The 19,212-nt window shown below is 36.4% G+C and carries 29 protein-coding genes; 13 read left to right on the plus strand and 16 right to left on the minus strand.

Annotated elements, in window-relative coordinates; translation table 11 throughout:
* Positions 1–207 precede the first annotated feature (207 nt).
* The 6 genes from MMG00_RS12670 (at position 208) to MMG00_RS12695 (ending at position 3,459) form a co-directional block, all read left to right on the plus strand.
* Positions 208–888: an outer membrane protein gene (locus MMG00_RS12670; RefSeq protein ID WP_242148920.1), complete on the plus strand. Its 681-nt coding sequence runs from the start codon at positions 208–210 to the stop codon at positions 886–888.
* Between the two features lie 111 nt (positions 889–999).
* Entirely contained in the window at positions 1,000–1,266 is a 267-nt protein-coding gene (locus MMG00_RS12675) for a hypothetical protein (protein WP_242148922.1), read from the plus strand.
* Positions 1,267–1,335: 69 nt separating this feature from the next.
* Positions 1,336–1,635 carry a hypothetical protein gene (locus MMG00_RS12680; protein WP_242148926.1) on the plus strand — a complete coding sequence of 100 codons (300 nt, stop codon included), beginning with the start codon at positions 1,336–1,338 and terminating at the stop codon, positions 1,633–1,635.
* A 67-nt stretch (positions 1,636–1,702) separates the two neighbouring features.
* Entirely contained in the window at positions 1,703–2,257 is a 555-nt protein-coding gene (locus MMG00_RS12685; RefSeq protein ID WP_242148928.1) for a TIGR02594 family protein, read from the plus strand.
* Between the two features lie 367 nt (positions 2,258–2,624).
* The gene (locus MMG00_RS12690) at positions 2,625–2,933 is read left to right on the plus strand and encodes a helix-turn-helix domain-containing protein (protein ID WP_242148930.1); all 309 of its coding nucleotides are present in this window, start codon (positions 2,625–2,627) and stop codon (positions 2,931–2,933) included.
* Positions 2,896–3,459, plus strand: coding sequence for an integrase core domain-containing protein (locus MMG00_RS12695; RefSeq protein WP_242148933.1), 564 nt, complete (start codon positions 2,896–2,898; stop codon positions 3,457–3,459). Before MMG00_RS12690 ends, MMG00_RS12695 begins: the two co-directional genes overlap by 38 nt.
* A gap of 91 nt (positions 3,460–3,550) precedes the next feature.
* Here the strand turns inward: MMG00_RS12695 and phnD are convergent, their stop codons facing one another.
* The 5 genes from phnD to MMG00_RS12720 all read right to left on the minus strand — a co-directional run bounded on the left by phnD (position 3,551) and on the right by MMG00_RS12720 (position 8,125).
* A complete protein-coding gene (phnD, locus tag MMG00_RS12700; protein ID WP_242148935.1) occupies positions 3,551–4,483 on the minus strand; it encodes a phosphate/phosphite/phosphonate ABC transporter substrate-binding protein in 933 nt (310 codons plus the stop codon).
* Between the two features lie 150 nt (positions 4,484–4,633).
* A complete protein-coding gene (locus tag MMG00_RS12705; RefSeq protein ID WP_242148938.1) occupies positions 4,634–4,870 on the minus strand; it encodes a hypothetical protein in 237 nt (78 codons plus the stop codon).
* Positions 4,871–5,178: 308 nt separating this feature from the next.
* Complete coding sequence (locus tag MMG00_RS12710) at positions 5,179–5,565, minus strand: helix-turn-helix domain-containing protein (protein WP_242148939.1); 387 nt, start codon at positions 5,563–5,565, stop codon at positions 5,179–5,181.
* Positions 5,566–5,691: 126 nt separating this feature from the next.
* Positions 5,692–7,068, minus strand: coding sequence for an amino acid permease (locus MMG00_RS12715; protein WP_242148941.1), 1,377 nt, complete (start codon positions 7,066–7,068; stop codon positions 5,692–5,694).
* A 253-nt stretch (positions 7,069–7,321) separates the two neighbouring features.
* Entirely contained in the window at positions 7,322–8,125 is an 804-nt protein-coding gene (locus MMG00_RS12720) for an integrase core domain-containing protein (protein WP_432805954.1), read from the minus strand.
* Positions 8,126–8,634: 509 nt separating this feature from the next.
* Here MMG00_RS12720 and MMG00_RS12725 point away from each other — a divergent pair.
* A complete protein-coding gene (locus MMG00_RS12725; protein ID WP_242148944.1) occupies positions 8,635–9,723 on the plus strand; it encodes a tyrosine-type recombinase/integrase in 1,089 nt (362 codons plus the stop codon).
* 187 nt (positions 9,724–9,910) lie between these two features.
* The gene (locus MMG00_RS12730) at positions 9,911–10,231 is read left to right on the plus strand and encodes a hypothetical protein (protein WP_242148946.1); all 321 of its coding nucleotides are present in this window, start codon (positions 9,911–9,913) and stop codon (positions 10,229–10,231) included.
* Between the two features lie 55 nt (positions 10,232–10,286).
* Here the strand turns inward: MMG00_RS12730 and MMG00_RS12735 are convergent, their stop codons facing one another.
* The 11 genes from MMG00_RS12735 to MMG00_RS12780 all read right to left on the minus strand — a co-directional run bounded on the left by MMG00_RS12735 (position 10,287) and on the right by MMG00_RS12780 (position 16,448).
* On the minus strand, positions 10,287–11,078 hold the full coding sequence (locus MMG00_RS12735) for a DNA adenine methylase (protein WP_242148948.1): 792 nt from the start codon (positions 11,076–11,078) through the stop codon (positions 10,287–10,289).
* 494 nt (positions 11,079–11,572) lie between these two features.
* Positions 11,573–11,770 carry a hypothetical protein gene (locus tag MMG00_RS12740; protein ID WP_242148950.1) on the minus strand — a complete coding sequence of 66 codons (198 nt, stop codon included), beginning with the start codon at positions 11,768–11,770 and terminating at the stop codon, positions 11,573–11,575.
* On the minus strand, positions 11,763–12,116 hold the full coding sequence (locus MMG00_RS12745; RefSeq protein WP_242148953.1) for a hypothetical protein: 354 nt from the start codon (positions 12,114–12,116) through the stop codon (positions 11,763–11,765). The genes MMG00_RS12740 and MMG00_RS12745 overlap by 8 nt, the downstream gene beginning before the upstream one ends.
* Positions 12,109–12,285: a hypothetical protein gene (locus MMG00_RS12750; protein WP_242148955.1), complete on the minus strand. Its 177-nt coding sequence runs from the start codon at positions 12,283–12,285 to the stop codon at positions 12,109–12,111. Before MMG00_RS12750 ends, MMG00_RS12745 begins: the two co-directional genes overlap by 8 nt.
* Position 12,286: 1 nt before the next feature.
* Complete coding sequence (locus MMG00_RS12755; protein WP_242148958.1) at positions 12,287–12,544, minus strand: hypothetical protein; 258 nt, start codon at positions 12,542–12,544, stop codon at positions 12,287–12,289.
* Positions 12,541–15,159, minus strand: coding sequence for a toprim domain-containing protein (locus MMG00_RS12760; RefSeq protein ID WP_242148960.1), 2,619 nt, complete (start codon positions 15,157–15,159; stop codon positions 12,541–12,543). Before MMG00_RS12760 ends, MMG00_RS12755 begins: the two co-directional genes overlap by 4 nt.
* Position 15,160: 1 nt before the next feature.
* Positions 15,161–15,448 carry a hypothetical protein gene (locus tag MMG00_RS12765; RefSeq protein WP_242148962.1) on the minus strand — a complete coding sequence of 96 codons (288 nt, stop codon included), beginning with the start codon at positions 15,446–15,448 and terminating at the stop codon, positions 15,161–15,163.
* A 108-nt stretch (positions 15,449–15,556) separates the two neighbouring features.
* Positions 15,557–15,787 carry a hypothetical protein gene (locus tag MMG00_RS12770; RefSeq protein WP_242148964.1) on the minus strand — a complete coding sequence of 77 codons (231 nt, stop codon included), beginning with the start codon at positions 15,785–15,787 and terminating at the stop codon, positions 15,557–15,559.
* 6 nt (positions 15,788–15,793) lie between these two features.
* The gene (locus tag MMG00_RS12775; RefSeq protein ID WP_242148966.1) at positions 15,794–16,039 is read right to left on the minus strand and encodes a hypothetical protein; all 246 of its coding nucleotides are present in this window, start codon (positions 16,037–16,039) and stop codon (positions 15,794–15,796) included.
* Positions 16,040–16,117: 78 nt separating this feature from the next.
* Complete coding sequence (locus MMG00_RS14405) at positions 16,118–16,300, minus strand: ogr/Delta-like zinc finger family protein (protein ID WP_432805923.1); 183 nt, start codon at positions 16,298–16,300, stop codon at positions 16,118–16,120.
* Positions 16,278–16,448, minus strand: coding sequence for a hypothetical protein (locus MMG00_RS12780; protein WP_242148968.1), 171 nt, complete (start codon positions 16,446–16,448; stop codon positions 16,278–16,280). Before MMG00_RS12780 ends, MMG00_RS14405 begins: the two co-directional genes overlap by 23 nt.
* A gap of 184 nt (positions 16,449–16,632) precedes the next feature.
* Here MMG00_RS12780 and MMG00_RS12785 point away from each other — a divergent pair, with 184 nt between their 5' ends.
* The 5 genes from MMG00_RS12785 to MMG00_RS12805 are packed head-to-tail and all read left to right on the plus strand — an operon-like array spanning position 16,633 to position 19,195.
* Positions 16,633–17,058, plus strand: a complete 426-nt coding sequence (locus MMG00_RS12785) for a hypothetical protein (RefSeq protein ID WP_242148971.1) — start codon at positions 16,633–16,635, stop codon at positions 17,056–17,058.
* 20 nt (positions 17,059–17,078) lie between these two features.
* Positions 17,079–17,450, plus strand: coding sequence for a hypothetical protein (locus MMG00_RS12790; RefSeq protein ID WP_242148973.1), 372 nt, complete (start codon positions 17,079–17,081; stop codon positions 17,448–17,450).
* 16 nt (positions 17,451–17,466) lie between these two features.
* The gene (locus tag MMG00_RS12795; protein WP_242148976.1) at positions 17,467–17,982 is read left to right on the plus strand and encodes a WYL domain-containing protein; all 516 of its coding nucleotides are present in this window, start codon (positions 17,467–17,469) and stop codon (positions 17,980–17,982) included.
* A 15-nt stretch (positions 17,983–17,997) separates the two neighbouring features.
* A complete protein-coding gene (locus MMG00_RS12800; protein ID WP_242148979.1) occupies positions 17,998–18,357 on the plus strand; it encodes a hypothetical protein in 360 nt (119 codons plus the stop codon).
* A 10-nt stretch (positions 18,358–18,367) separates the two neighbouring features.
* The gene (locus tag MMG00_RS12805; protein ID WP_242148981.1) at positions 18,368–19,195 is read left to right on the plus strand and encodes an alpha/beta hydrolase family protein; all 828 of its coding nucleotides are present in this window, start codon (positions 18,368–18,370) and stop codon (positions 19,193–19,195) included.
* Positions 19,196–19,212 lie beyond the last annotated feature (17 nt).

Here is a 19,212-nt window from a genome sequence, read left to right on the forward strand (position 1 = left end):
CTTATTTGTACGAGTTGCTAGCGTAACTAGCTACTGAATTTAAATAGCTCGCTTTGGAGTAACCATAAGTAAATGAAAATTTTATTCAATAATATTTCTATTTTGGAAATATAGAATTTCTATTTAAACATATTTAATTATATGATTAATAAGTGTAATATTTGTTTTTTGTATGCTGTTTATAAACTAAAATAGGATGTTCATTGTATGAAAAAGATTGCTTTATTTACTGTATTGGGAATTATATTTTTTAACGCACAGGCATTTGCTGAATCTAAAGAGGGGTATTATGTTTCAGGAAGGGCGGTGTATTCTGATCAAAAAGCAAAAAATATGGATACAAGCGCTCGGCCCGGGATTGGTAGTTTTGTAAAAGGAACAGATAGTAAAAAATATGGGATTGGCTCTGTTGCTTTAGGGTATCAATTTTCTTCTGATTGGAGAGTGGAAGGTGAGTTTACCTTTCCTAAAGAAAATGAGTTTACTAGCGGGTCGACAGCATTCCCTACGAGTTTAAATCATCATAAAATAAGAACTCAAAGATTAATGTTAAATGTTTATAAGGACTTTTATTTAACAGATGAATTTGGATTATATGTAAATGCCGGATTAGGTGTGGCTGAACTTAAGTCTAAGGGATGGCAGGGGAATGAAGGTAGACAATACAACTCTAATAGTGATAGAAATATTGCTTATAGTTTAGGTGTTGGTGCTACTTATCGTCCTATTGAAAATGTAAATATTGATTTCGGGTATCGATACATCGATTCAGGAAAAACGGAAAGTGGATGGAATGCCTTTGGCAATGCTAGAGGCTTGCAAGATGAGCAGATGAAAGCAAAAATTGAGTCACAAGAGTTATATTTAGGTCTTAGATACGTATTTTAAAAAAATTATAGTATAAATTTTTCTAGCTCGCTTCGGCGGGCTTTTTTGTTCCTGATCGTAAACTGCTATTATTAAATCTCGATAAATTACACTTTAACCGGAGGTGTAAATATGAGTAGTAATGGCATCACAGCAAAAGAGGCGAGAGAAGCTACAGAAATTAGTGGTTTCAATGCAGTTGAAGAGGCTTTGGTTATTATTAATAACGTGATAAAAATTTCAACGCAACAAGGTAAGGATTTTGCAGAGCCCAGTGTTAGTAAGGAGGGTATAGATTCTAGCGGTTTGAGTTTCATCGTTTCAGATTTGCAGGGCCGCGGGTTTAAAGTGAAATCTTTTACAGGGGATGCTATATATCGATTTAAAATTTCTTGGTAAAAATTGACTGTCAACAAGTACAAACTCGCTTCGGCGAGTTTTTTATTGCTTATTAAAAAGGGATTAATTATGGATAAAGTTAAAGGTATTATGGCTAAACAGGCTAGATATAAGGCTAGATATAAGGCTAGATATAATTTTGATAATGCAGATGCTAGCGTTGAGGATATTCTTAAATCAGTTGATGAGGATATTCGTACTATGGCTGCTTCTGGGAGTTTTACTCTGACAGAAAGATTTTCTGCAAAATCATTAAGTGTTGATGATCTTAATTTGATGGTTGCTGATTTAGAGAAAAGAGGGTTTGTAGTTCAGAAGGAGTCTGATGAAAACGACCACACTTTAACGCTTAGCTGGGAATGTGAATAGCAGCTATAAAACCTATTATTACAACCTTCAGTTGCCCCGAAAGGCGCTTTTTTAATGGGAAAAATAAATGAATACAGGAATAGTGGGCGGAGCTGTGAAAGCGGTATCCGACAATCAATTAGATTTCCCGTGGATTAAATGGGGAATGAAAGAGCTTGGAGTTAAGCGTACTGGTATTGGTACCGGTAATCCTAGAATCCTCGAATACTGGCAAATGTTCAGAATGAGTGGCATTAAGAATGAAAAGGTTTCTTGGTGTTCGGCATTTGTAGGCACAGCGCTTGAAGCGGTTGGAATCAATACCAACTCACAAGATCGGTCGATCTATCAAAAGCGTACTAAAGACAGTTCACAATATTGGCTTCATTGGGACGGTGGCGAAAAAGTAGATCCTTGTTATGGGTGTATCGCGGTAATGACAAGATCAGGTGGCGGCCACGTTGGTTTTATTATTGGCGAAGATGGCGATAGCTGGGTTTTACTCGGTGGCAATCAAGGCTCAGCTATTTCAATCGCTAAGTTCCCTAAATCTCGCTTTATTGGATATGTAATGCCAAAGGGATATAAGCCATTTAAGCCGATTCCGAATCTAAAAGCCCAGACAGAGGCGAATATACAGTAACTAAATTTATAATTTAATCAAACGCTTAAGAAGCTCATTGAGTGATCAGACACAGGATAAGTACACAGAGATATTCAGGATAAGTGCGGGAACAAGTTGGACGTGACGGGAACAAACGGGAAAGTTATTGCAACAGTGTTGCAGGTTTGATTGTTCGTTAACTTAAGTGTAATATCTTTTCCAGAGGTGAACATACTTGATATGTTTTCCGCTGATTCCAGAGCTCGGCATTTTAAGTCGGGTTTCTGTGCTTTTATGTCTGCACAAAATAAAAGCCCGAAAGGTTTGGCGCTACTTTTAATAAGGTTGTAGGCTTACTGCTATCGGGCATATCTAGGCTAATATTAAATTGTAGGATTTTATCGCGTTGTTTACAGTATTAGGAGAAAATACTGTTATGAATATCCATCGAAAAACAAAATTAACGCCGTTTCATCGAGAAGAGATTTGGCGATCACATCATCAAGAAAAATTTACCGTAACCTATCTAGCTGAGCGTTTTATGGTAAGCAGACCTACGATCTATAAAGTACTAAAACAAGGTAGATTGAACTTGTTTGTGCCATTAGCTAGTAAAAATGAACGTTATAGAACAATTAAGTATGGCATTAAACGTCTTGCAAAGATTGAAAAATCTATTGAAGAGAAACTTAAAAAGAGGGCTAAACGTTTATAACAAAAACTATCCTGGCGAGATGGTCCATGTGGATACTAAACGGCTCCCTCTTTTAAAAGGGGATCTTAAAAATCGCACTAGAGAGTATTTATTTGTAGGAATTGATGATTTTTCAAGAGAACTTTATGCCGGTATTTATCCTGATAAATCACAGTTTAGTGCTGCTGAATTTCTTCGATGGGATCTGTTAGAACAGTGTCCCTATACTGTAGAATGCACCTATTCGGATAATGGTCGTGAGTATAAAGGTACATCAGAACATGCCTTTGTCGAAATGTGTCTAACACATAAGATTAATCAAAAGTTCACAAAGCCAGCTTGCCCTCAAACGAATGGAAAAGCAGAAAGAGTCATTCGAACACTCATGGAAATGTGGCATAATCAGGAGGAGTTTATCAGTTCAGATGATCGGAAAAAGAAGCTAAAACGATTTTTGAACTATTACAACACAGTAAAACCTCATAAGGGTATTAATGGTTTAACGCCTTATGAAGTTTTAGAAAATTATTTTAACACTGAAGTGTAAACAACCCGCCGATTTCTAACACTTAGAATAAGTTAAAAATAGGATTTACACAAAATTTAGGACGGGCTCCGTTAAATTCGGGGTACACATCTTACTTTTCTGAGTATTGTGTTGCTTGGATGATGTCTGCCCAATCTTTTTTGTACTCAATAGGAATAAAAGCTTGGCTACCACTACTTTTCATTTGAATATTCTGAGAAAAATCGTAATTAAAAAAACAGCGTTTAATATCATTTTTGAGCGCAGGGTTAAGATTATGGGCATATGAGAATGCATCTGAGTTAAAAGAAGTGCTCTGAAATATAACTCTAAAATTCTGGTATTTAACTTCATGGTTAAATATCATTCTACTGAATATTTTTGAAGATATTGTTGCTGCATCATAAACTCCTCGATCTACCCCTAATATAGATTGTTCGTGTGACCCTGAGAATATTATTTTATAATCTCTATCTGGAATTAGTTTTTCTGGAGGGAATAATAAAAATGCTGCTAAATGACCAGTAAAAGAATATTTATCTGTATGAGCTATAATCTTATCTTTAAGGTCTGACAGTTTTGTATAAGGAGAGTTGCGATTCGTAATTACGAACAATTTATTATCATAGGAAGAATCTGTATAACTTCTTGTAGCAAAAGGAATAACTCCAGATTGATTAACTGCAAACACGGTGCTACCTGTTGAAAATCCAGCGATGTGAGCCCTATTGTTTTTCATAGCATAGATTGCTGCTCGGTTATTCGTCACCGGGTGAAATGCAACTCTGTGTTGCAAGCAGCTCTCTAGATGCTCTACAAAAGGGATGAAGGTTGATTTGTAATCAGGCGCTCTTTCTGATTCTACATAAGTGAAAATAAGTATTTCTGGATTTATCCAGTCGTTCGGATTAATAGGGGGATCAGCTAGGAGATCAAAATCATTATCACAGTACTCAATAGTAAGAGAGCCCCTATTTAGGCAATCATATTCTTTTGCTATTGATAGGTTTAATAAAAATATTGTGATTATTATTAAAAATCTCATGGTAATATCCTAGATAATTGTAAAATAACAGTTGAATTTAGCGATTTTTGCTTGGAAAGCTATAAGTCAATATAAATTGTTGGTATTAATTCTCATTTCAAGTCGTAAAATCGGAAGGAATTTGACAGAATGGTGATTTTGCTCATTAATTTAATTAACAGGGAAAAACTTAGGAATTCCGTCCAATAGCGAAACCTGCTTTATTCTCAAATTAGAGACTTCTTTAGATGTTTTCCAGCGAATAATGCTTTCAATTCCGTTTTGCTCAAGTTCGTGAAGCTTAAAGTAAACTTCAACTTCTTCATCATCGAGAATGAAACAAAGCTTCAATGCAGAATGCCCATTATTAAGCTCACGAAGATTGAGTCTATTTATGTCAAATTGCAAAGTCATTGCAGATCCTTATTTTAATTGTTTTCACTACCTAAACAGCTACATCAATTTGATGCAGTGAAAGTGCGGTAGTAGATTATTGCTTGCTTCTCAGCAATTCTGGATTATATCAACGAAATCCCTGCCTCTTTTAAGGCTCTCTCATTATTCTCTTTAGTGTCGCATTTGTCTATGAAGTCTGACCACCATTGAAGCATTGGTCTAATTTCTATATTCTGATTTCTGTTTTTGTCGAGCTTTCCATTGATAATAGGCTTGTCTTGAAAAACCTAAATAGTTACAGATCTTACTGATTGAGGCTGTTACTTTCCCTTCTCTTTTAGCCTCTGTGATAGCTTTTTGGGTAACTCGATTCCCATATCATTTTCCATATAGCTAAAAAGTTCTTCAAAAAATTGGTTTTTATCTTGGCTGTCAGTTAACTTCTTCTCAAGCTCTTTGATTCTCTGTTCAGGTGTCTTTTCAATAGGTTTGTTCATGATATCGAGCCTTAATATATTGGGAGTTTCTGACTTCCAATTTAGCACGCCATATTTCCTCAACCAAACTAAAACCGTTGAACGACCTTGAATACCATAATGGTGTTGTGCTTGTTTATAAGTCATTGCACCAGCTTCAACCTCTGCAACTACGGCAAGTTTAAAAACCAAAGTGTAATCTTTTTGAGTTCGTTTAATGTACGTTGTCATTTAGTTTCTCCAAATTAAACCAGTAAAGTTGTCAACGTTATTTAGGACGGATCAGATGTTAATAAAAAAGCTCACGAATTATTATCCGTGAGCTTTTGAAGTGTTATGTAATAACGTTATGAGGGGTTATTTTTTACCAATATTATATTTTTGAGCGATGATGCCCATTCCTACAATGATGATTGCTAATAATGTTGTATAAAGGACCTCAGTTTGCTTACCAGCATTTTTATAGAGAATCATAGCCGCAACAGAAATCACAATAAAGGCAATGACGATATAGGTGAGCCAAGGGAAACACCACATTTTAAAGGTGAGCTCTTTACCTTCTGCTTGCATTTTACGTCTTAATTTTAGCTGTGTAACGGCAATTGCAAGATAAACGTAGAGAGAAACGGTACCTGTTGCTGCCATTAACACATCATAGATATCGAGCTTATCAAGGGCTGATAAAATAGCAGCGATAATAGTAAAAATACAAGAAACTAAAACACCAACCCATGGACTACCTGATTTATTTAGTTTGCTCATAGAGCGATGCGCATCTCCCCTTTTAGAAAGAGAGAAGAGCATTCTTGAGCAAGTATATAGTGCTGAGTTAAAGCAGCTACAAACGGAAGTAAGAACGATAAAGTTGACGATCGTGCGAGCATAAGGAATTCCAAGCTGATCAAGCGTGACGCTATAAGTTCCCCATGTAGGGTCTGTCAGGCGAGGATCTGTATAGTTTACTAAGCAAACTGCGACAAACATGGAACCGACATAGAAGATAATAATACGGATACCCACGGAATTTGTGGCACGGCGAATAGCTTGCTCTGGAATTTTAGATTCAGCTGCGGCAATTGTGGCAATTTCAGCACCCATATAAGAGAACATAACGATCAATATCGCAGTGACTACAGATGGTGTCCCGTTTGGCATAAAGCCGTGTTTTGTTAAGTTAGCAATGCCGCGAGTTGCGGTATCTCCCCAAGGCCAGATATGAATGATTGCTAAGCTACAGACAATTAAGAAGATGACAATTGCTACAACCTTAATTAGCGCAAACCAGAATTCAAATTCGCCATAGTTTTTTACATTCATAAAATTGATCACGCCAAAAATGACGGTGACAGCAATCATGTAGAGCCATATTGGGATTTCTGGGAACCATCCATTGAGGATAACGCCGGCAACATAAGCTTCCCAGCCCATTAAAAGTGCCCAGAAATACCAATAGAGCCAGCCAATGGTAAAGCCTGCCCAGCGACCAATCCCTAAATCTGCATAAGTTGAGAAAGAGCCGCTATCGGGTTTCGCAATAGCCATCTCTCCAAGCATACGCATAATGAGTAATACAAGAATCCCACCTAGCATATAAGCTAAAATTGCTGCAGGACCGGCATTATAGATGACGTTTCCTGAGCCAACAAATAGGGCTCCACCTATAACGCCGGCAATAGATATCATGGTTAAATGGCGAGACTTCAGACCATTTTGTAATTCACCTTGGTTTGACATACGTTTCCTTCAAATTCCAACTTTCAATGTTATTAACGTTGGCAGATTTATTCTCTTTATAAAAATATTCCGCATATTTTTTCTGCCAATTAGGAAAATTAGCAAATTTTAACAGGGATGGAAAGTACTATTTATCATAAGCTTGATGTTGAGTAAGAAGGATAGCGTGATTATGACTATAAAAAAGGGAGTTTACAGAGAGATTTTAGTCATTGATTTATAAATGCTATTTTGTTAGAAATCGGCGGGTTGTTTACACTTCAGTGTTAAAATAATTTTCTAAAACTTCATAAGGCGTTAAACCATTAATACCCTTATGAGGTTTTACTGTGTTGTAATAGTTCAAAAATCGTTTTAGCTTCTTTTTCCGATCATCTGAACTGATAAACTCCTCCTGATTATGCCACATTTCCATGAGTGTTCGAATGGCTCTTTCTGCTTTTCCATTCGTTTGAGGGCAAGCTGGCTTTGTAAACTTTTGATTAATCTTATGTGTTAGACACATTTCGACAAAGGCATGTTCTGATGTACCTTTATACTCACGACCATTATCCGAATAGGTGCATTCTACAGTATAGGGACACTGTTCTAACAGATCCCATCGAAGAAATTCAGCAGCACTAAACTGTGATTTATCAGGATAAATACCGGCATAAAGTTCTCTTGAAAAATCATCAATTCCTACAAATAAATACTCTCTAGTGCGATTTTTAAGATCCCCTTTTAAAAGAGGGAGCCGTTTAGTATCCACATGGACCATCTCGCCAGGATAGTTTTTGTTATAACGTTTAGCCCTCTTTTTAAGTTTCTCTTCAATAGATTTTTCAATCTTTGCAAGACGTTTAATGCCATGCTTAATTGTTCTATAACGTTCATTTTTACTAGCTAATGGCACAAACAAGTTCAATCTACCTTGTTTTAGTACTTTATAGATCGTAGGTCTGCTTACCATAAAACGCTCAGCTAGATAGGTTACGGTAAATTTTTCTTGATGATGTAATCGCCAAATCTCTTCTCGATGAAACGGCGTTAATTTTGTTTTTCGATGGATATTCATAACAGTATTTTCTCCTAATACTGTAAACAACGCGATAAAATCCTACAGCTATTTCAATTTAAGAAAAATGAGAATTGTAGTTTTAGCACAAGATGTTGTTGTCAGAAGGGTGGAAATAGTGACGATTTTTGCAGAGGTAAAATGGCGAGAAATCATTAATCTTTTTTATTGTAAGAAAGTTTTATTGAAACAATTTCTCATATAAAGAATAAGATGTTTATCTTTATGTATAGAGGGAATATCAGTGGTAATAAGAGGGAACTCATTTACGCCAAAATTCCCGCCAAGCAAAATTGAAGGCAACAAAAAGCCCGCTGTTTAGCGGGCTCTTCGTTTTAATAATGGTGCCTAGGGCCGCAATTCTATCTATTTAGTTAAATTAGGGTTTCCGCCGGTATCTACGGTAATATGCCTATCATTGAGAAATATTAAAAAGGTGGAAAGGGGTCAGAAACGGTATGTAATGGTATCTGTTTTCGCCATTTTTTTCGCCAAGGATTAATAATAAAATGGCATATGTAAAAAAACGAGGGAACCGTTGGCGAGTTGAAGTCAATGTAATGATTAACTATGAATGGTTTAGAGATTCTAAAACATTTGATACTAAAGCTGAAGCAACTCTTTGGGGGATTGAACGAGAAGCTGAAATGAAGCGGGGTCAGGTTGAGCGACCAGAAGATAAAACATTAAGAGATGCTTTGTTTCATTATTTAGAAACTGAAGTTCCAAAGAAGAGAACGCAGCGCTACATCGATAATGCGACTTATCGAATCAAATCATTTTTAGAATGCCCGGCATTGAATGTTGATACGAAGTTGCACTCATTAGGCTATGAGGTTTTTGATAAGTATATTAATTATCGCCTGAATGTGAGTGGTGTTGTGACATCAACGGTTAATAAAGAATTAACATTTATGCGCTCTGCAATTCGCCTGGCTCAAAAGATGAAATGGCTGGATCATAATCCGTTTGAGCATGTGCAACAGTTAAAAGAGCCGCCACCAAGAAACCGTCGAATATCTGATGATGAAATTAGTCGAATCCTTGAAGCATTAGACTACGATGAAGAAAAAGAATTAACACAAGTCCGGCACCGTGTTGCGGTAATGTTTTTGTTTGCCCTGGAAACAGGTATGCGGATCTCTGAAATATGCAATCTTGATTGGAATAATATATTCATTAAAGAGCGCTATCTTCGTATTCCTGAGAGTAAGAATGATGATAGCCGCGATGTACCACTATCAATGCGAGCGATAGAATTATTAGAACGTATGAGATTTCACTCTAAAAATATTGAATATAATGTAGAGAAGCGAGATCAGTTTGGCCGGAAAATATCTTATCGTGCAAAGCCCGTTTTTTATAATAATTCAAATGGTAAAGCGCCTGGTAATGCTTCTAAGTTATTCTCAAAATATGTGGATAAGATAGGGATTGTTGATCTAACGTTTCACGATACAAGACACGAAGCATGTACCAGATTGGCTAGAAAGATTGATGTTTTAGACTTGGCAAAGATGATAGGGCATCGAGATATTAAATCTTTGATGATTTACTATAATCCAACGGCCACTGAAATTGCTGGTCGTTTAGGATAGAAAAAGCCCTTAATCTAAGGGCTTACAGTCGTTTTAAAATTTGTTGCAAATAGAGCAATATCGTTGAAATTCTTGAAAATTATACTCCAAAATCAGCAGGATACTCTTTGATCACTACAAACTTGCTTAGCACGTAGTTCGGGCTATAGTGTGACTATATTTAAAAAACGTCACGGAGACAGCAAAAATGAGAGTAATCAAAGAAATAGTAAAGCTTGAAAATGTAAAATTTGCACACTTAAGCAAAGCGGAAAACCTTAAAGAGTACATTAAAGAGTGCGATAAAAATAATTATAATTTAGAGAGCATTACATCAATCAGATCGCTTTATTTTACCGATAAATCAGCTTATCAAGATTTTACTAATAATTTATTACTTGATAGAGATTGCCTTGAAAACATCGGAGGTTTTGACGAAGCAGCGATTGTATATTTCAACAATGAACCACAATTTGTAATTGTTACAGAAGGTTATTCATACGCTAGATATATAGGCTTAATCAACTAAGATAAGCCCCTGGATATTAAAAAAGAGCTGTTTTTACAGCTCTTTTACTCTTTGGTTATATTATATAAAGAAGTTCCGTATATCGCCTGTTTGAGCCTGTACTTGCTTCATATTCGATACGCTCAATCTTATCGCTGTCAAAGTAAAGCTCTAACAAGTCATCTGTCTCCGATTTTGTACTTGAAAAGAAAAGCGCTTTTTTAAATCTTAAAGCCTCGATAAGTTGAAGCGTATCTTTTAATTTAAAGTGTTTATTCTTCTTAGACTTATATCCCGTCTGATCCGTCATAATGTATGGTGGATCACAGATATAGATAACATCATCATGATCTTTATATTCTTCTAATAACACTCTAAAATCACATTGTACTCGCTCCACATCTTGTAAGTAATTAATCGAATTGAGGGGGGTTCGTGTTACTCGTACATAGAATGTTCGCTTGATAAGATCATGATAATCATGTGCGTAATTGCCACTAAATAAAATCCAACTTGATATCGTGATCCAATCAGCACGTTGATATTTTTCTAAATGTTGATCGATCAATTGAATGATCTGCGTTTTAGTTTCTAAATCCGCTTTTTGATTACTCTTGGGATATTTAATAAGATTTTTCCGTAGTTCTTCAGACTCTTCGATCATTTCTAATCGTGCTTGATAATTATCAAAGTCATTCCAGATCACTTTCGCACTTGGGTTGTTGCGCTTAATCTCATGCGAAAGCAGACCGCTGCCACCGAATAGATCAATGACTACCTTGTTACTAAAATCTAAATTATTAACGTATCTAAGCCAGTTGCGCTTTTGTCCTTGAAAAGGGAGTGGAGCTTTTACAAATTTAGTCATACGAACCTCTAAAACTGGCACTCAAGGTACTCTGATTAGAAGCTCGTTGGCTTTCATGAAAAATCATTTACTAAAGGAACAAATCGTTTTACAACGAGGGCATTTAATTTCTACCAGTCGATATATTCCCATCCCTAGTTTCTTATTACAAGCCTGACAACGAATTTCTTCTTTTATGTCTAATTTTATTGCTTTATTCTTCATGTTAACCTTTGTTATAGTCTTATTCTCTCGCGAGAGTCGGTCTTGCATGTATGTGCAATGAGTTAACAGCTTATACCTGTTGATTGGCTGTAACGTTAGTCCAATAACGTTACAGTCGCCGTTTTAACGTATCAAATGGAATAATACGAAAAGTAATATAATTCCGGCACAAAGTCCAAAGATGGCCAACAGACCTAGAAGTAGTTCTTTGAAGTATTTCCAATCTAGAATAATAGGTTCATCTTCTTGATCATAGTTGTTTGGCCAGCCGAAAAGATCATCATTTTGGTTCACTGAAGGCCTCTTTTCTTGAGAATGTATTTTTCTATATCTTCAAAATCTAGCTGATCTAAAATTCTATCTGTGGTGGTAATATAATTTGTTGATTTGAGATTCTCAGAAACATAGGGCTTACTGCCAGCAATTCTGTAATCATTAATGTAAATACATCTATCATCAATCACATCAATTTCAACTCTCTTACTCATATTGACCTCTCATTGATAAATACTCTTTAAGCTCTGACTTCCAGACTTTGTGATAACTCATCACAACTTCAATTTGGCGGCCTTCAGCAAACTGCTCTTTAGCTCGCTTCAAGGCATATTCACGGGCTAGCTTTTCGTCTTTTTCTAAAAAATGCTTGTCAAATAAATGAGTTCCACCTACCCCAATTAATAAAACCTTTTCGCTTCCTCTTTGCTGATCTATCTCTTCGGATACTCTTCTTTTAAGCCACTCAAGCTCATGCATCGGCATGTCTTTGATATCGAGATCACCTCTCTGCAAAGCATCAATAATCATCTTTTTTAGTGGCTTTTCTTGATTACTCATCATCCTTCCCCTCACTAATCTTTACGCACTCAAAAATCTCTTTTCCTACATAAAATTTCCCAAGTGTTTTGCATTCATGAGCCACCGTCATGTGAGCTACAACCCATCCCCGATAAAAAACGTAAATAAGCACCAGTACAAAAATGATCCCAAAAATAAAATATTTCACCCTAAGCCTCCTTTCTAAGCCCTAAAATAAATTCATCAATCTCATGTTCATAAAACTTTAAGAATCCCCTATTTTTAAATCGAACAGGTTTTGGGAAACTTTTAAGATGCATGATCTCTTTGGTGAGGTAGTCCACTGAAACGTCAAGCTTCTCTGCGACTGCAGCGGTTGATAATAATTTTGGGCCATCATTTTTAGCTGCCATCTCTTCTCGGATCATTTGCCGGAAAAATTCTATAAATTGTTTGTCTTCCATCATTTCCACTTCCCATTCCATTTAAAGACATAACAGCGTGTAGTTTTGCCGTTTATGCTTGATTTAACTGTTTTGTTTTCGATAAATTCAAAGGTTTTTGTTTTTGGTAAGAGCTTGCGTAAGAGCGTGACATCTATTGGCGGTAGATTGCGGTCTCGTGCCATTGTTGCGATGTGGTTCAAGTTAATAGCGAGCTCAAATTCTTTGTTGTTTGAGTGATTAATTAGTGAGTTTTGACGCATTGGATCTTCATCGCGTTGTAAGTCCTCAAGTAGATACCAAAACTCTTGCACTGGCTCTGGATCGTGATCTAGGTCTTTTTGGCGATCTTCAGCAATTCGCATAATGAGTTTGGCTGCCTTATCTCTGTTTTTATAATCAATGTTGTAGGTTTCTGTGAGTGCTTCCAAAATAGCGAGTAAGAGCTTATGAACATCACGAATACGGGAATGCACAACACGGTCACTATCAATAAAGATGTCTTTGATTTCTTCGTATTTATCGAAGATGATTTTCAAGATCGATTTCTCTTGTAGAATCGTCTGCAGAAGAAAAGAAGAGACATCATCTATCTCTAATCGCATTAATTTCTCTGAGGCTCTTTTTCCTGCTGGCGTATGATGGTCGCTTGTCATGTGCAGGTAGATAAAGCGAGTAAGTGTCGCTTCATCTGCGTCGATCTTCACGTTTTGCGAGACAACAATCGACCCGTAGAATGGGGATTCGTCAGTATCATTACCGTTGTTATTTTTCCCCTTTGTTCTCACTGAACGACCGTTAAACTGTGTTTTTGATTCGTAAAGCCAGTCGTCCTTTCCTTTCTTTGCATCTTTCGATTCTGATTGCCCCTCGATGTACGAAGTTGGCATATTTGAGAATTGATTCAGTGTGCGATAACGTCCTGCAGGTGTCGATGTCGTGGGGTTGATCCCTTCGTAGTTATCACGCCCCATCAGCTTCCACATAAATTCGAGTACTGCTGTTTTCCCTGATCCTGCTTCCCCAGTAAATTCTAGAAAAGGGAAGTAGCCAAGTTCGTGGCGTATTTGAGTCGCAAAGAGTGAGCCAAAGAAGTACGCTAGGACAATAAGGCCTCGATCGCCAAAAGCAGTGATATAGTCATCAAGCCATTGCACCGGCTTAATATTTGTTGATGGATTAAAGCTTCCAGGCGTGAATGTGTTTTTGATGTGATAGTTTTTGAAAGAGTAATAATCCTCTTTATTCGGTAAATGGATTTCGCCATCTTTTACCGCGAATTGTGGATAAACGTATCCCTTAGCTTCTGGGCAATATCCTACATAATCAATTGTATGTACCGTTTTTATGTAAGGTGCTTTAAGTTCATAAAGCTTTTCAATTTGATGAGCTTTACCAGAGAAGTTTGCCCCTGGTAATGTATCGATGATTCGGCTACCAAATTCATTGGGAGATTTAAAATGTTTACCACTAAAGATGCCTTTGGCATTACCACGGGAGTTTTGGATATCAAGATAGAAGCGAGTTTCATCTGTTGCGATTGAGCGCTCAACATAAAGAAAATCAATTAAGCATGTGCCGATCTGTGTGAGTGAAAGCTCAGGCTCTTTATCTTCTTCCTCGTCTTCTTTGTCTTGGAGGCCAGAAGCGTTTTTAACTTCAGCCCAGTAAGTTTTGTAATCATGCTCAACAATGAAGGATTGCCATAAATTGCGCTTCCACATTAACAGCGCTTTATTGTAGGCGCTTGTGGCAGTGAAAAGGTCACCATTGTAGTAATAGAGCTCGATATCTTCACGGGATAATTTATCCTGGATATGGCAATCATTCCAATCCATTTTTGAGCGTGTGAGAGCCACTTGGATATTGATAAATCCTAGTTCTTCAACACGAGCAATCATTTTGGGGATTGCTTCATATCCTGCTTTATTACTATCAAGTGCAATCACAATCGTGGTGAGTAGATCAAGATTTAATGCTTGAATAGTCTTTGCAGGGAAGTTGTGACAAGACATTGCAGAAATAGCACGAATGCCGTGCTCTTGCAGTGCTAACGCATCAAAGATTCCCTCAACAATCCAAACATCACCACTACGCTGATTAAATTCGGGTGGCACCCAACCATAATTTGAATAGCTTGTGCCATATTTGAAGTTGGCTTTAGCGCTGCCAATATCTTCAATGATTCTTTCCCAGTAGCATTCCTGCCCATTATCAACAGGGAAGGTATAGCGAATTGTTGCAGAGCCTTTACCAGTCTTTCTGTTAAAAGCGGTTTCTTGCGTGAAGTTGCCGGCACGAGTTGGATTTAATTCACGTTCATCACTTAAATAGAATTTAGCGATGCCTTTGGGATCAGGCTTGTTATCCTGAATCATGAAAGATTCAGCACGTTCAGTGACTGATTTAAATAGCTCAGGGTGAAGTTCACGAATCAATCCTTTATAACCGCAATTATTAATACGGTTGCATTGGATTGACCACGGTTCATCACCAACTGCCCATAAATCCTTTTTCCCACAATCAGGGCAAACACCGCCGGCAAAGTTCTCACCAGATTGGCGCATCCCATATTTGGACGTTAAAACAGAGATAATGCTCTCTCTGAGAGCACTATCCATTTTTCTATGATTCGACATATTAAGCCGCCTTTTTCAAATCGGCTTGATTGAGAACTTCAACGGTTTTTTTAGAAACAGCACGACGTAGCTTTTTAAGCTCACTGCGAAGAGATCTTAATTCTAATCGAATTAATAAACTTGGCTTTAAGCTCATTCGCTCCCGAATCTCATTTTGGTAAGCCCTGATTTTTCGATTTATTTGAATTACAGTACAAAACTCTGTTGCCGCGTTTGTTAATTCAGTCAGTAAGAAGATGTTTTTACGCATATTCTTAGAGAAATCAATTGTGTTTAATAGCTTTTGCATGGTGCTTCCTTTATAATGAATTTGATGTTTGCGTGTGGCAGTACTTGGTCGTGCAGTGCCACACAGTGAATTGAGCCACTTCGTAAGAAGTGGTTTTTTATTGCCTCTTCATGCGCTAATCCCTCTCTGTAAGTCTTTAATAATATTGGCTTGCTCTTTGATGATTCCCGCAAGCTTGCTCGCTTCTAAATTTGCTAAATGGATCTGATATTCGCGTTCTGTTTCTAGCCATTTCACCGCTAAGGCGTAAGGAATAGGCATATCTGCGAGTGTTGATCTGTTATTTATTTCTATTTGCATCTCTTTTCTTTTTTCTGTGAGTTCAAGTAGTTTCATCATTTGCTCCTACGCCGCATCATCTGGCATGTTTTTCATCTTCCATTCACCTGCGGACATTCCAAGATTGCTCATGAATGTACGGCGATTCATATTGAGTTTTTGGCTTGCTTTATAAGCATTACCCTCAAACTTTAATAACGCTTGATGGGAGAACTCACGGCGAACAATTGTCATGAGTGAGATGTAGGGCATAGGACTGTGCTCAATCCTTTTTTGCTCGGTAATCAGTTTGTTAGCGATATTTATAATCATGGTGTTACTCCTTTTTTAAGTTAAAAAAATCCCTGCCGACAAAATCGACATCAATAAAATGTGTGATGGATATAAAAATTAGAGCAGTGGTTTAAACTCGGCTGTCTGATATATCTCTTCGATAGATTTAAGGTTCATATTGCAATTTTGGCATTCATAAACACGAATACGGCTCTTTTCACTGACGGTTTCCGTGTACTTTACGAATATCTTTTGCCCGCAATTGCTGCAGCTGAATCTATTTCGACGATCGTCTCGCATCTAATAATCCACTCTCAATAAAAATCCGTGCTTGGGCTGATGCGCTTCTATGGTCATTTTTGGCAAGCTCTTTAAGCTCATTAACCTTTTCAGGCTCCATCATGACGGAAAAAGGCACGAGTTTATCGTTTGTGTCATTCTTTCCCATTGGCTATGAAATCCTCTTATAGAGATGATTATTGTAAATGCACCCTATATAATGATTATTCGGGCTATGAGTTCTTAATTGTGGTGATGAATAACTCATAGCATAAATGTATAACTATGATTCAAATATTAACAACTAAAAGTTAGGTGGTCAACTTTTAAGTTGTTTTGGGGTTGTGAGATATATGAAGGAATTTTATCAAAGACTTATATTTACACGTCTTTCAATGAACCTTAATAAAAAAGAATTTGGTGCTTTAGGCGGTGTTAGCGATGTCTCACAAGGGCGTTATGAAGATGAAAACCCAGATAAAAGACAGAATCCAGGATTAGATTATTTATTAAATCTTAATAGAAACAATGTGGATATTTATTATCTACTTACTGGAGAAAGCTCTTCTAAGAACTTGAATACTGAAGAAAGCTTGCTATTAGAAATCTTCCGTAACAGTGATGATGAATCTAAAAAACTGATGTTAGATATTTGTCGCAAGTTCTCAGGATTGCCAGTATCACAAAATAACAATCGTCAAATTGAAGGTGTGGGGCAATATACTGAGAAAGAGATTATCAATCATAATCCTACTTTTGATCAGTCTAAAAAAAAATAGTGAACTATTTTATAGAACAAATGGATTTATATGATTCAGGAGAAATTGATCGTAATTCTTTGTTTTATACTTTTTTGGACGTTCAAAAGCAGTTAAAAAAAGAAGAATATTTGAAAGAGATAGCTATTAGGCAACATGCTGAAAAAATGGAGAGAAGAAGGAAGTTATATAGTATCGGGTGGCTTTTGCTAATCTTTTTTATTTGCTGTTTTATACTTATTAACGTGAAGTCAATACCTGCCACAAATGAGGCTGAGGCATTAGCCAATATATTGTTTATTCCTGTTATATTTTTTTCTGGATTTTGGGTCTATCGAGACACTATGAAAGGTATCAAAAAACGATTAAAGGTAGAACATCAATGCTTTATTGATAAGACTAAGCTAAGTTAGCTGATATGGAGGAACTATGGACGTTATATTAGGTTTAATATTTTGGGGCTTAGTGATCTATTATTTTGTTAGGCGTAGTAAAAGAAAGAAGCTTGAGAAACAGAAGTTACTGCAAGCCATTGAGAATAGTCGTCAAGAATCTCGTGCTCACGAGTCTTTGGATACTACGGATGCTGAAGCATATCTTCTAGCGCAAGAATCCTTAAAATATGTGGATGAAAGAGAAGAGAAACAGTCCAAATATAGTGACAGGAAAAAATATTTTAATATATTTGATGACCCAAATATTGAAACTGCCGCTAAATCCCATAGAAATAGCCCAATAATTATTACTTTTATCTATGAGCGAGAAGATGAAGAAGGTAATGTTATTTCAAGCCAAGAAAGAGCTGTTCATCCCTACTATAGGGATGAAGATTACCTTGAAGGGTTTTGTTTAGATTATGAGGCAGAGCGAACCTTTAGAATAGATCGTATTGCTAGATTTACGGGAAATAGCAAGGCGATTTTTGATGCGTTAGATGCCAGTTAATCATTAAAGGAGAGCATGATGAAAAATATTTTATTAGGGGCTTTATTAGTTGTTGGTACTACTTCATTTGCTACTTCGGCAGAGTGGTACGATGGTGGGACTTTACATCAATCGACAAGGGCAGAATGGGGTAAAGGTTCAGAAGCTAATAAGTTAGCTACTTGTGGGGATTGGGTTTCTGGCTTTTATAGTAATAAAAGACTTAATGCGAACCTAATGGCATTAATAGAAGTTAAAAAAATGAATGGTATTAAAGAGATATCAGAAGGGTGTGTGCAAATGCTTGATGCCGCAAATGGGCCTGAAACAGCAACCCAAAAATCTGCAGAGTTGTTTATTTTAGGTTCTATGATGGGCGGTTGGATTGAGTTATAGGAAAGACGGTATGTGGAAAAAAATAATTGTTGGTTTTCTTTTAACAGTTTCTCTTATATTTATTGGATTTTATGCAGAGCTCTCTTGGAATTTAATTGAAGGTTATCCAGGGATATTTAAGGATTATCCTATGATCTTTGTAGGACTTGGAGCCGCAATAGCTGCTTTGGTTGGCGTTGTCATTAGCCAAGGTTGGCAGACGTATAACATTAAATTACAAAGTGCTTATGCACGAGAGTTAAAAGAACAAGAGTTAGCTTACAATAAAAATGTTTTGATTAGTGAAGAATCAGAAGCTATTAAAAAAGAGTTTATTATCAATACAATAAAAATAAAAAATCAATGTAAGCTATTAGTAGATAGTATACATGATCGTTACTATTTAGCAGTTTTAGAAAAAGAATCTATAGTTGAAGCCAAGCTTGATGGTGAAAATTCAATATTTGTTAAGGAAAATAAAGAGGATGTTAAAAAAATGTCTTATGATTGCTATGAGAGATATAGAGAAACACTCATAGATTTTTATAATATTTCTTCATCTTTTCAATATACTTTGATTAAAAAAGGGGCGGAAAAATATTATCAAGAATATATAGAGTTGAAAAAAGAGATGTTTAAGATGAAAGAAAAACTTTCAAATAAAACTTACCAAAGTATTAATAAATTAAATAGAATTAGAACTTTACCGGATTTAAGAGAAGAGAGATATAGTTTCATAGATGAATATAATAATGACTCTCTATCTTTTTTGAATGACACTTTAAATCCTTTTTTTGATAACATTATTTCTGAAATATATTCTTCACCTTCCACTGAAAATCCGACACAAACCGGTTAGAAGTATTAACTCGTTGT

Origin of the sequence: Ignatzschineria rhizosphaerae (assembly GCF_022655595.1) — a bacterium.
Taxonomy (GTDB): domain Bacteria; phylum Pseudomonadota; class Gammaproteobacteria; order Cardiobacteriales; family Wohlfahrtiimonadaceae; genus Ignatzschineria; species Ignatzschineria rhizosphaerae.

What these genes read in the sequence shown, in the direction of transcription:
- MMG00_RS12785 (WP_242148971.1), top strand. Translation starts at nt 16,633, where the DNA reads ATGAAGGAATTTTATCAAAGACTTATATTTACACGTCTTTCAATGAAC.
- MMG00_RS12715 (WP_242148941.1), bottom strand. Translation starts at nt 7,068, where the DNA reads ATGTCAAACCAAGGTGAATTACAAAATGGTCTGAAGTCTCGCCATTTA.
- MMG00_RS14405 (WP_432805923.1), bottom strand. Translation starts at nt 16,300, where the DNA reads ATGCGAGACGATCGTCGAAATAGATTCAGCTGCAGCAATTGCGGGCAA.
- MMG00_RS12800 (WP_242148979.1), top strand. Translation starts at nt 17,998, where the DNA reads ATGATGAAAAATATTTTATTAGGGGCTTTATTAGTTGTTGGTACTACT.
- MMG00_RS12730 (WP_242148946.1), top strand. Translation starts at nt 9,911, where the DNA reads ATGAGAGTAATCAAAGAAATAGTAAAGCTTGAAAATGTAAAATTTGCA.
- MMG00_RS12790 (WP_242148973.1), top strand. Translation starts at nt 17,079, where the DNA reads ATGGATTTATATGATTCAGGAGAAATTGATCGTAATTCTTTGTTTTAT.
- MMG00_RS12685 (WP_242148928.1), top strand. Translation starts at nt 1,703, where the DNA reads ATGAATACAGGAATAGTGGGCGGAGCTGTGAAAGCGGTATCCGACAAT.
- MMG00_RS12755 (WP_242148958.1), bottom strand. Translation starts at nt 12,544, where the DNA reads ATGATGGAAGACAAACAATTTATAGAATTTTTCCGGCAAATGATCCGA.
- MMG00_RS12735 (WP_242148948.1), bottom strand. Translation starts at nt 11,078, where the DNA reads ATGACTAAATTTGTAAAAGCTCCACTCCCTTTTCAAGGACAAAAGCGC.
- MMG00_RS12805 (WP_242148981.1), top strand. Translation starts at nt 18,368, where the DNA reads ATGTGGAAAAAAATAATTGTTGGTTTTCTTTTAACAGTTTCTCTTATA.
- MMG00_RS12680 (WP_242148926.1), top strand. Translation starts at nt 1,336, where the DNA reads ATGGATAAAGTTAAAGGTATTATGGCTAAACAGGCTAGATATAAGGCT.
- MMG00_RS12725 (WP_242148944.1), top strand. Translation starts at nt 8,635, where the DNA reads ATGGCATATGTAAAAAAACGAGGGAACCGTTGGCGAGTTGAAGTCAAT.
- MMG00_RS12745 (WP_242148953.1), bottom strand. Translation starts at nt 12,116, where the DNA reads ATGAGTAATCAAGAAAAGCCACTAAAAAAGATGATTATTGATGCTTTG.
- MMG00_RS12720 (WP_432805954.1), bottom strand. Translation starts at nt 8,125, where the DNA reads ATGAATATCCATCGAAAAACAAAATTAACGCCGTTTCATCGAGAAGAG.
- phnD (WP_242148935.1), bottom strand. Translation starts at nt 4,483, where the DNA reads ATGAGATTTTTAATAATAATCACAATATTTTTATTAAACCTATCAATA.
- MMG00_RS12670 (WP_242148920.1), top strand. Translation starts at nt 208, where the DNA reads ATGAAAAAGATTGCTTTATTTACTGTATTGGGAATTATATTTTTTAAC.
- MMG00_RS12780 (WP_242148968.1), bottom strand. Translation starts at nt 16,448, where the DNA reads ATGGGAAAGAATGACACAAACGATAAACTCGTGCCTTTTTCCGTCATG.
- MMG00_RS12710 (WP_242148939.1), bottom strand. Translation starts at nt 5,565, where the DNA reads ATGACAACGTACATTAAACGAACTCAAAAAGATTACACTTTGGTTTTT.
- MMG00_RS12675 (WP_242148922.1), top strand. Translation starts at nt 1,000, where the DNA reads ATGAGTAGTAATGGCATCACAGCAAAAGAGGCGAGAGAAGCTACAGAA.
- MMG00_RS12740 (WP_242148950.1), bottom strand. Translation starts at nt 11,770, where the DNA reads ATGAGTAAGAGAGTTGAAATTGATGTGATTGATGATAGATGTATTTAC.
- MMG00_RS12770 (WP_242148964.1), bottom strand. Translation starts at nt 15,787, where the DNA reads ATGATGAAACTACTTGAACTCACAGAAAAAAGAAAAGAGATGCAAATA.
- MMG00_RS12765 (WP_242148962.1), bottom strand. Translation starts at nt 15,448, where the DNA reads ATGCAAAAGCTATTAAACACAATTGATTTCTCTAAGAATATGCGTAAA.
- MMG00_RS12760 (WP_242148960.1), bottom strand. Translation starts at nt 15,159, where the DNA reads ATGTCGAATCATAGAAAAATGGATAGTGCTCTCAGAGAGAGCATTATC.
- MMG00_RS12775 (WP_242148966.1), bottom strand. Translation starts at nt 16,039, where the DNA reads ATGATTATAAATATCGCTAACAAACTGATTACCGAGCAAAAAAGGATT.
- MMG00_RS12795 (WP_242148976.1), top strand. Translation starts at nt 17,467, where the DNA reads ATGGACGTTATATTAGGTTTAATATTTTGGGGCTTAGTGATCTATTAT.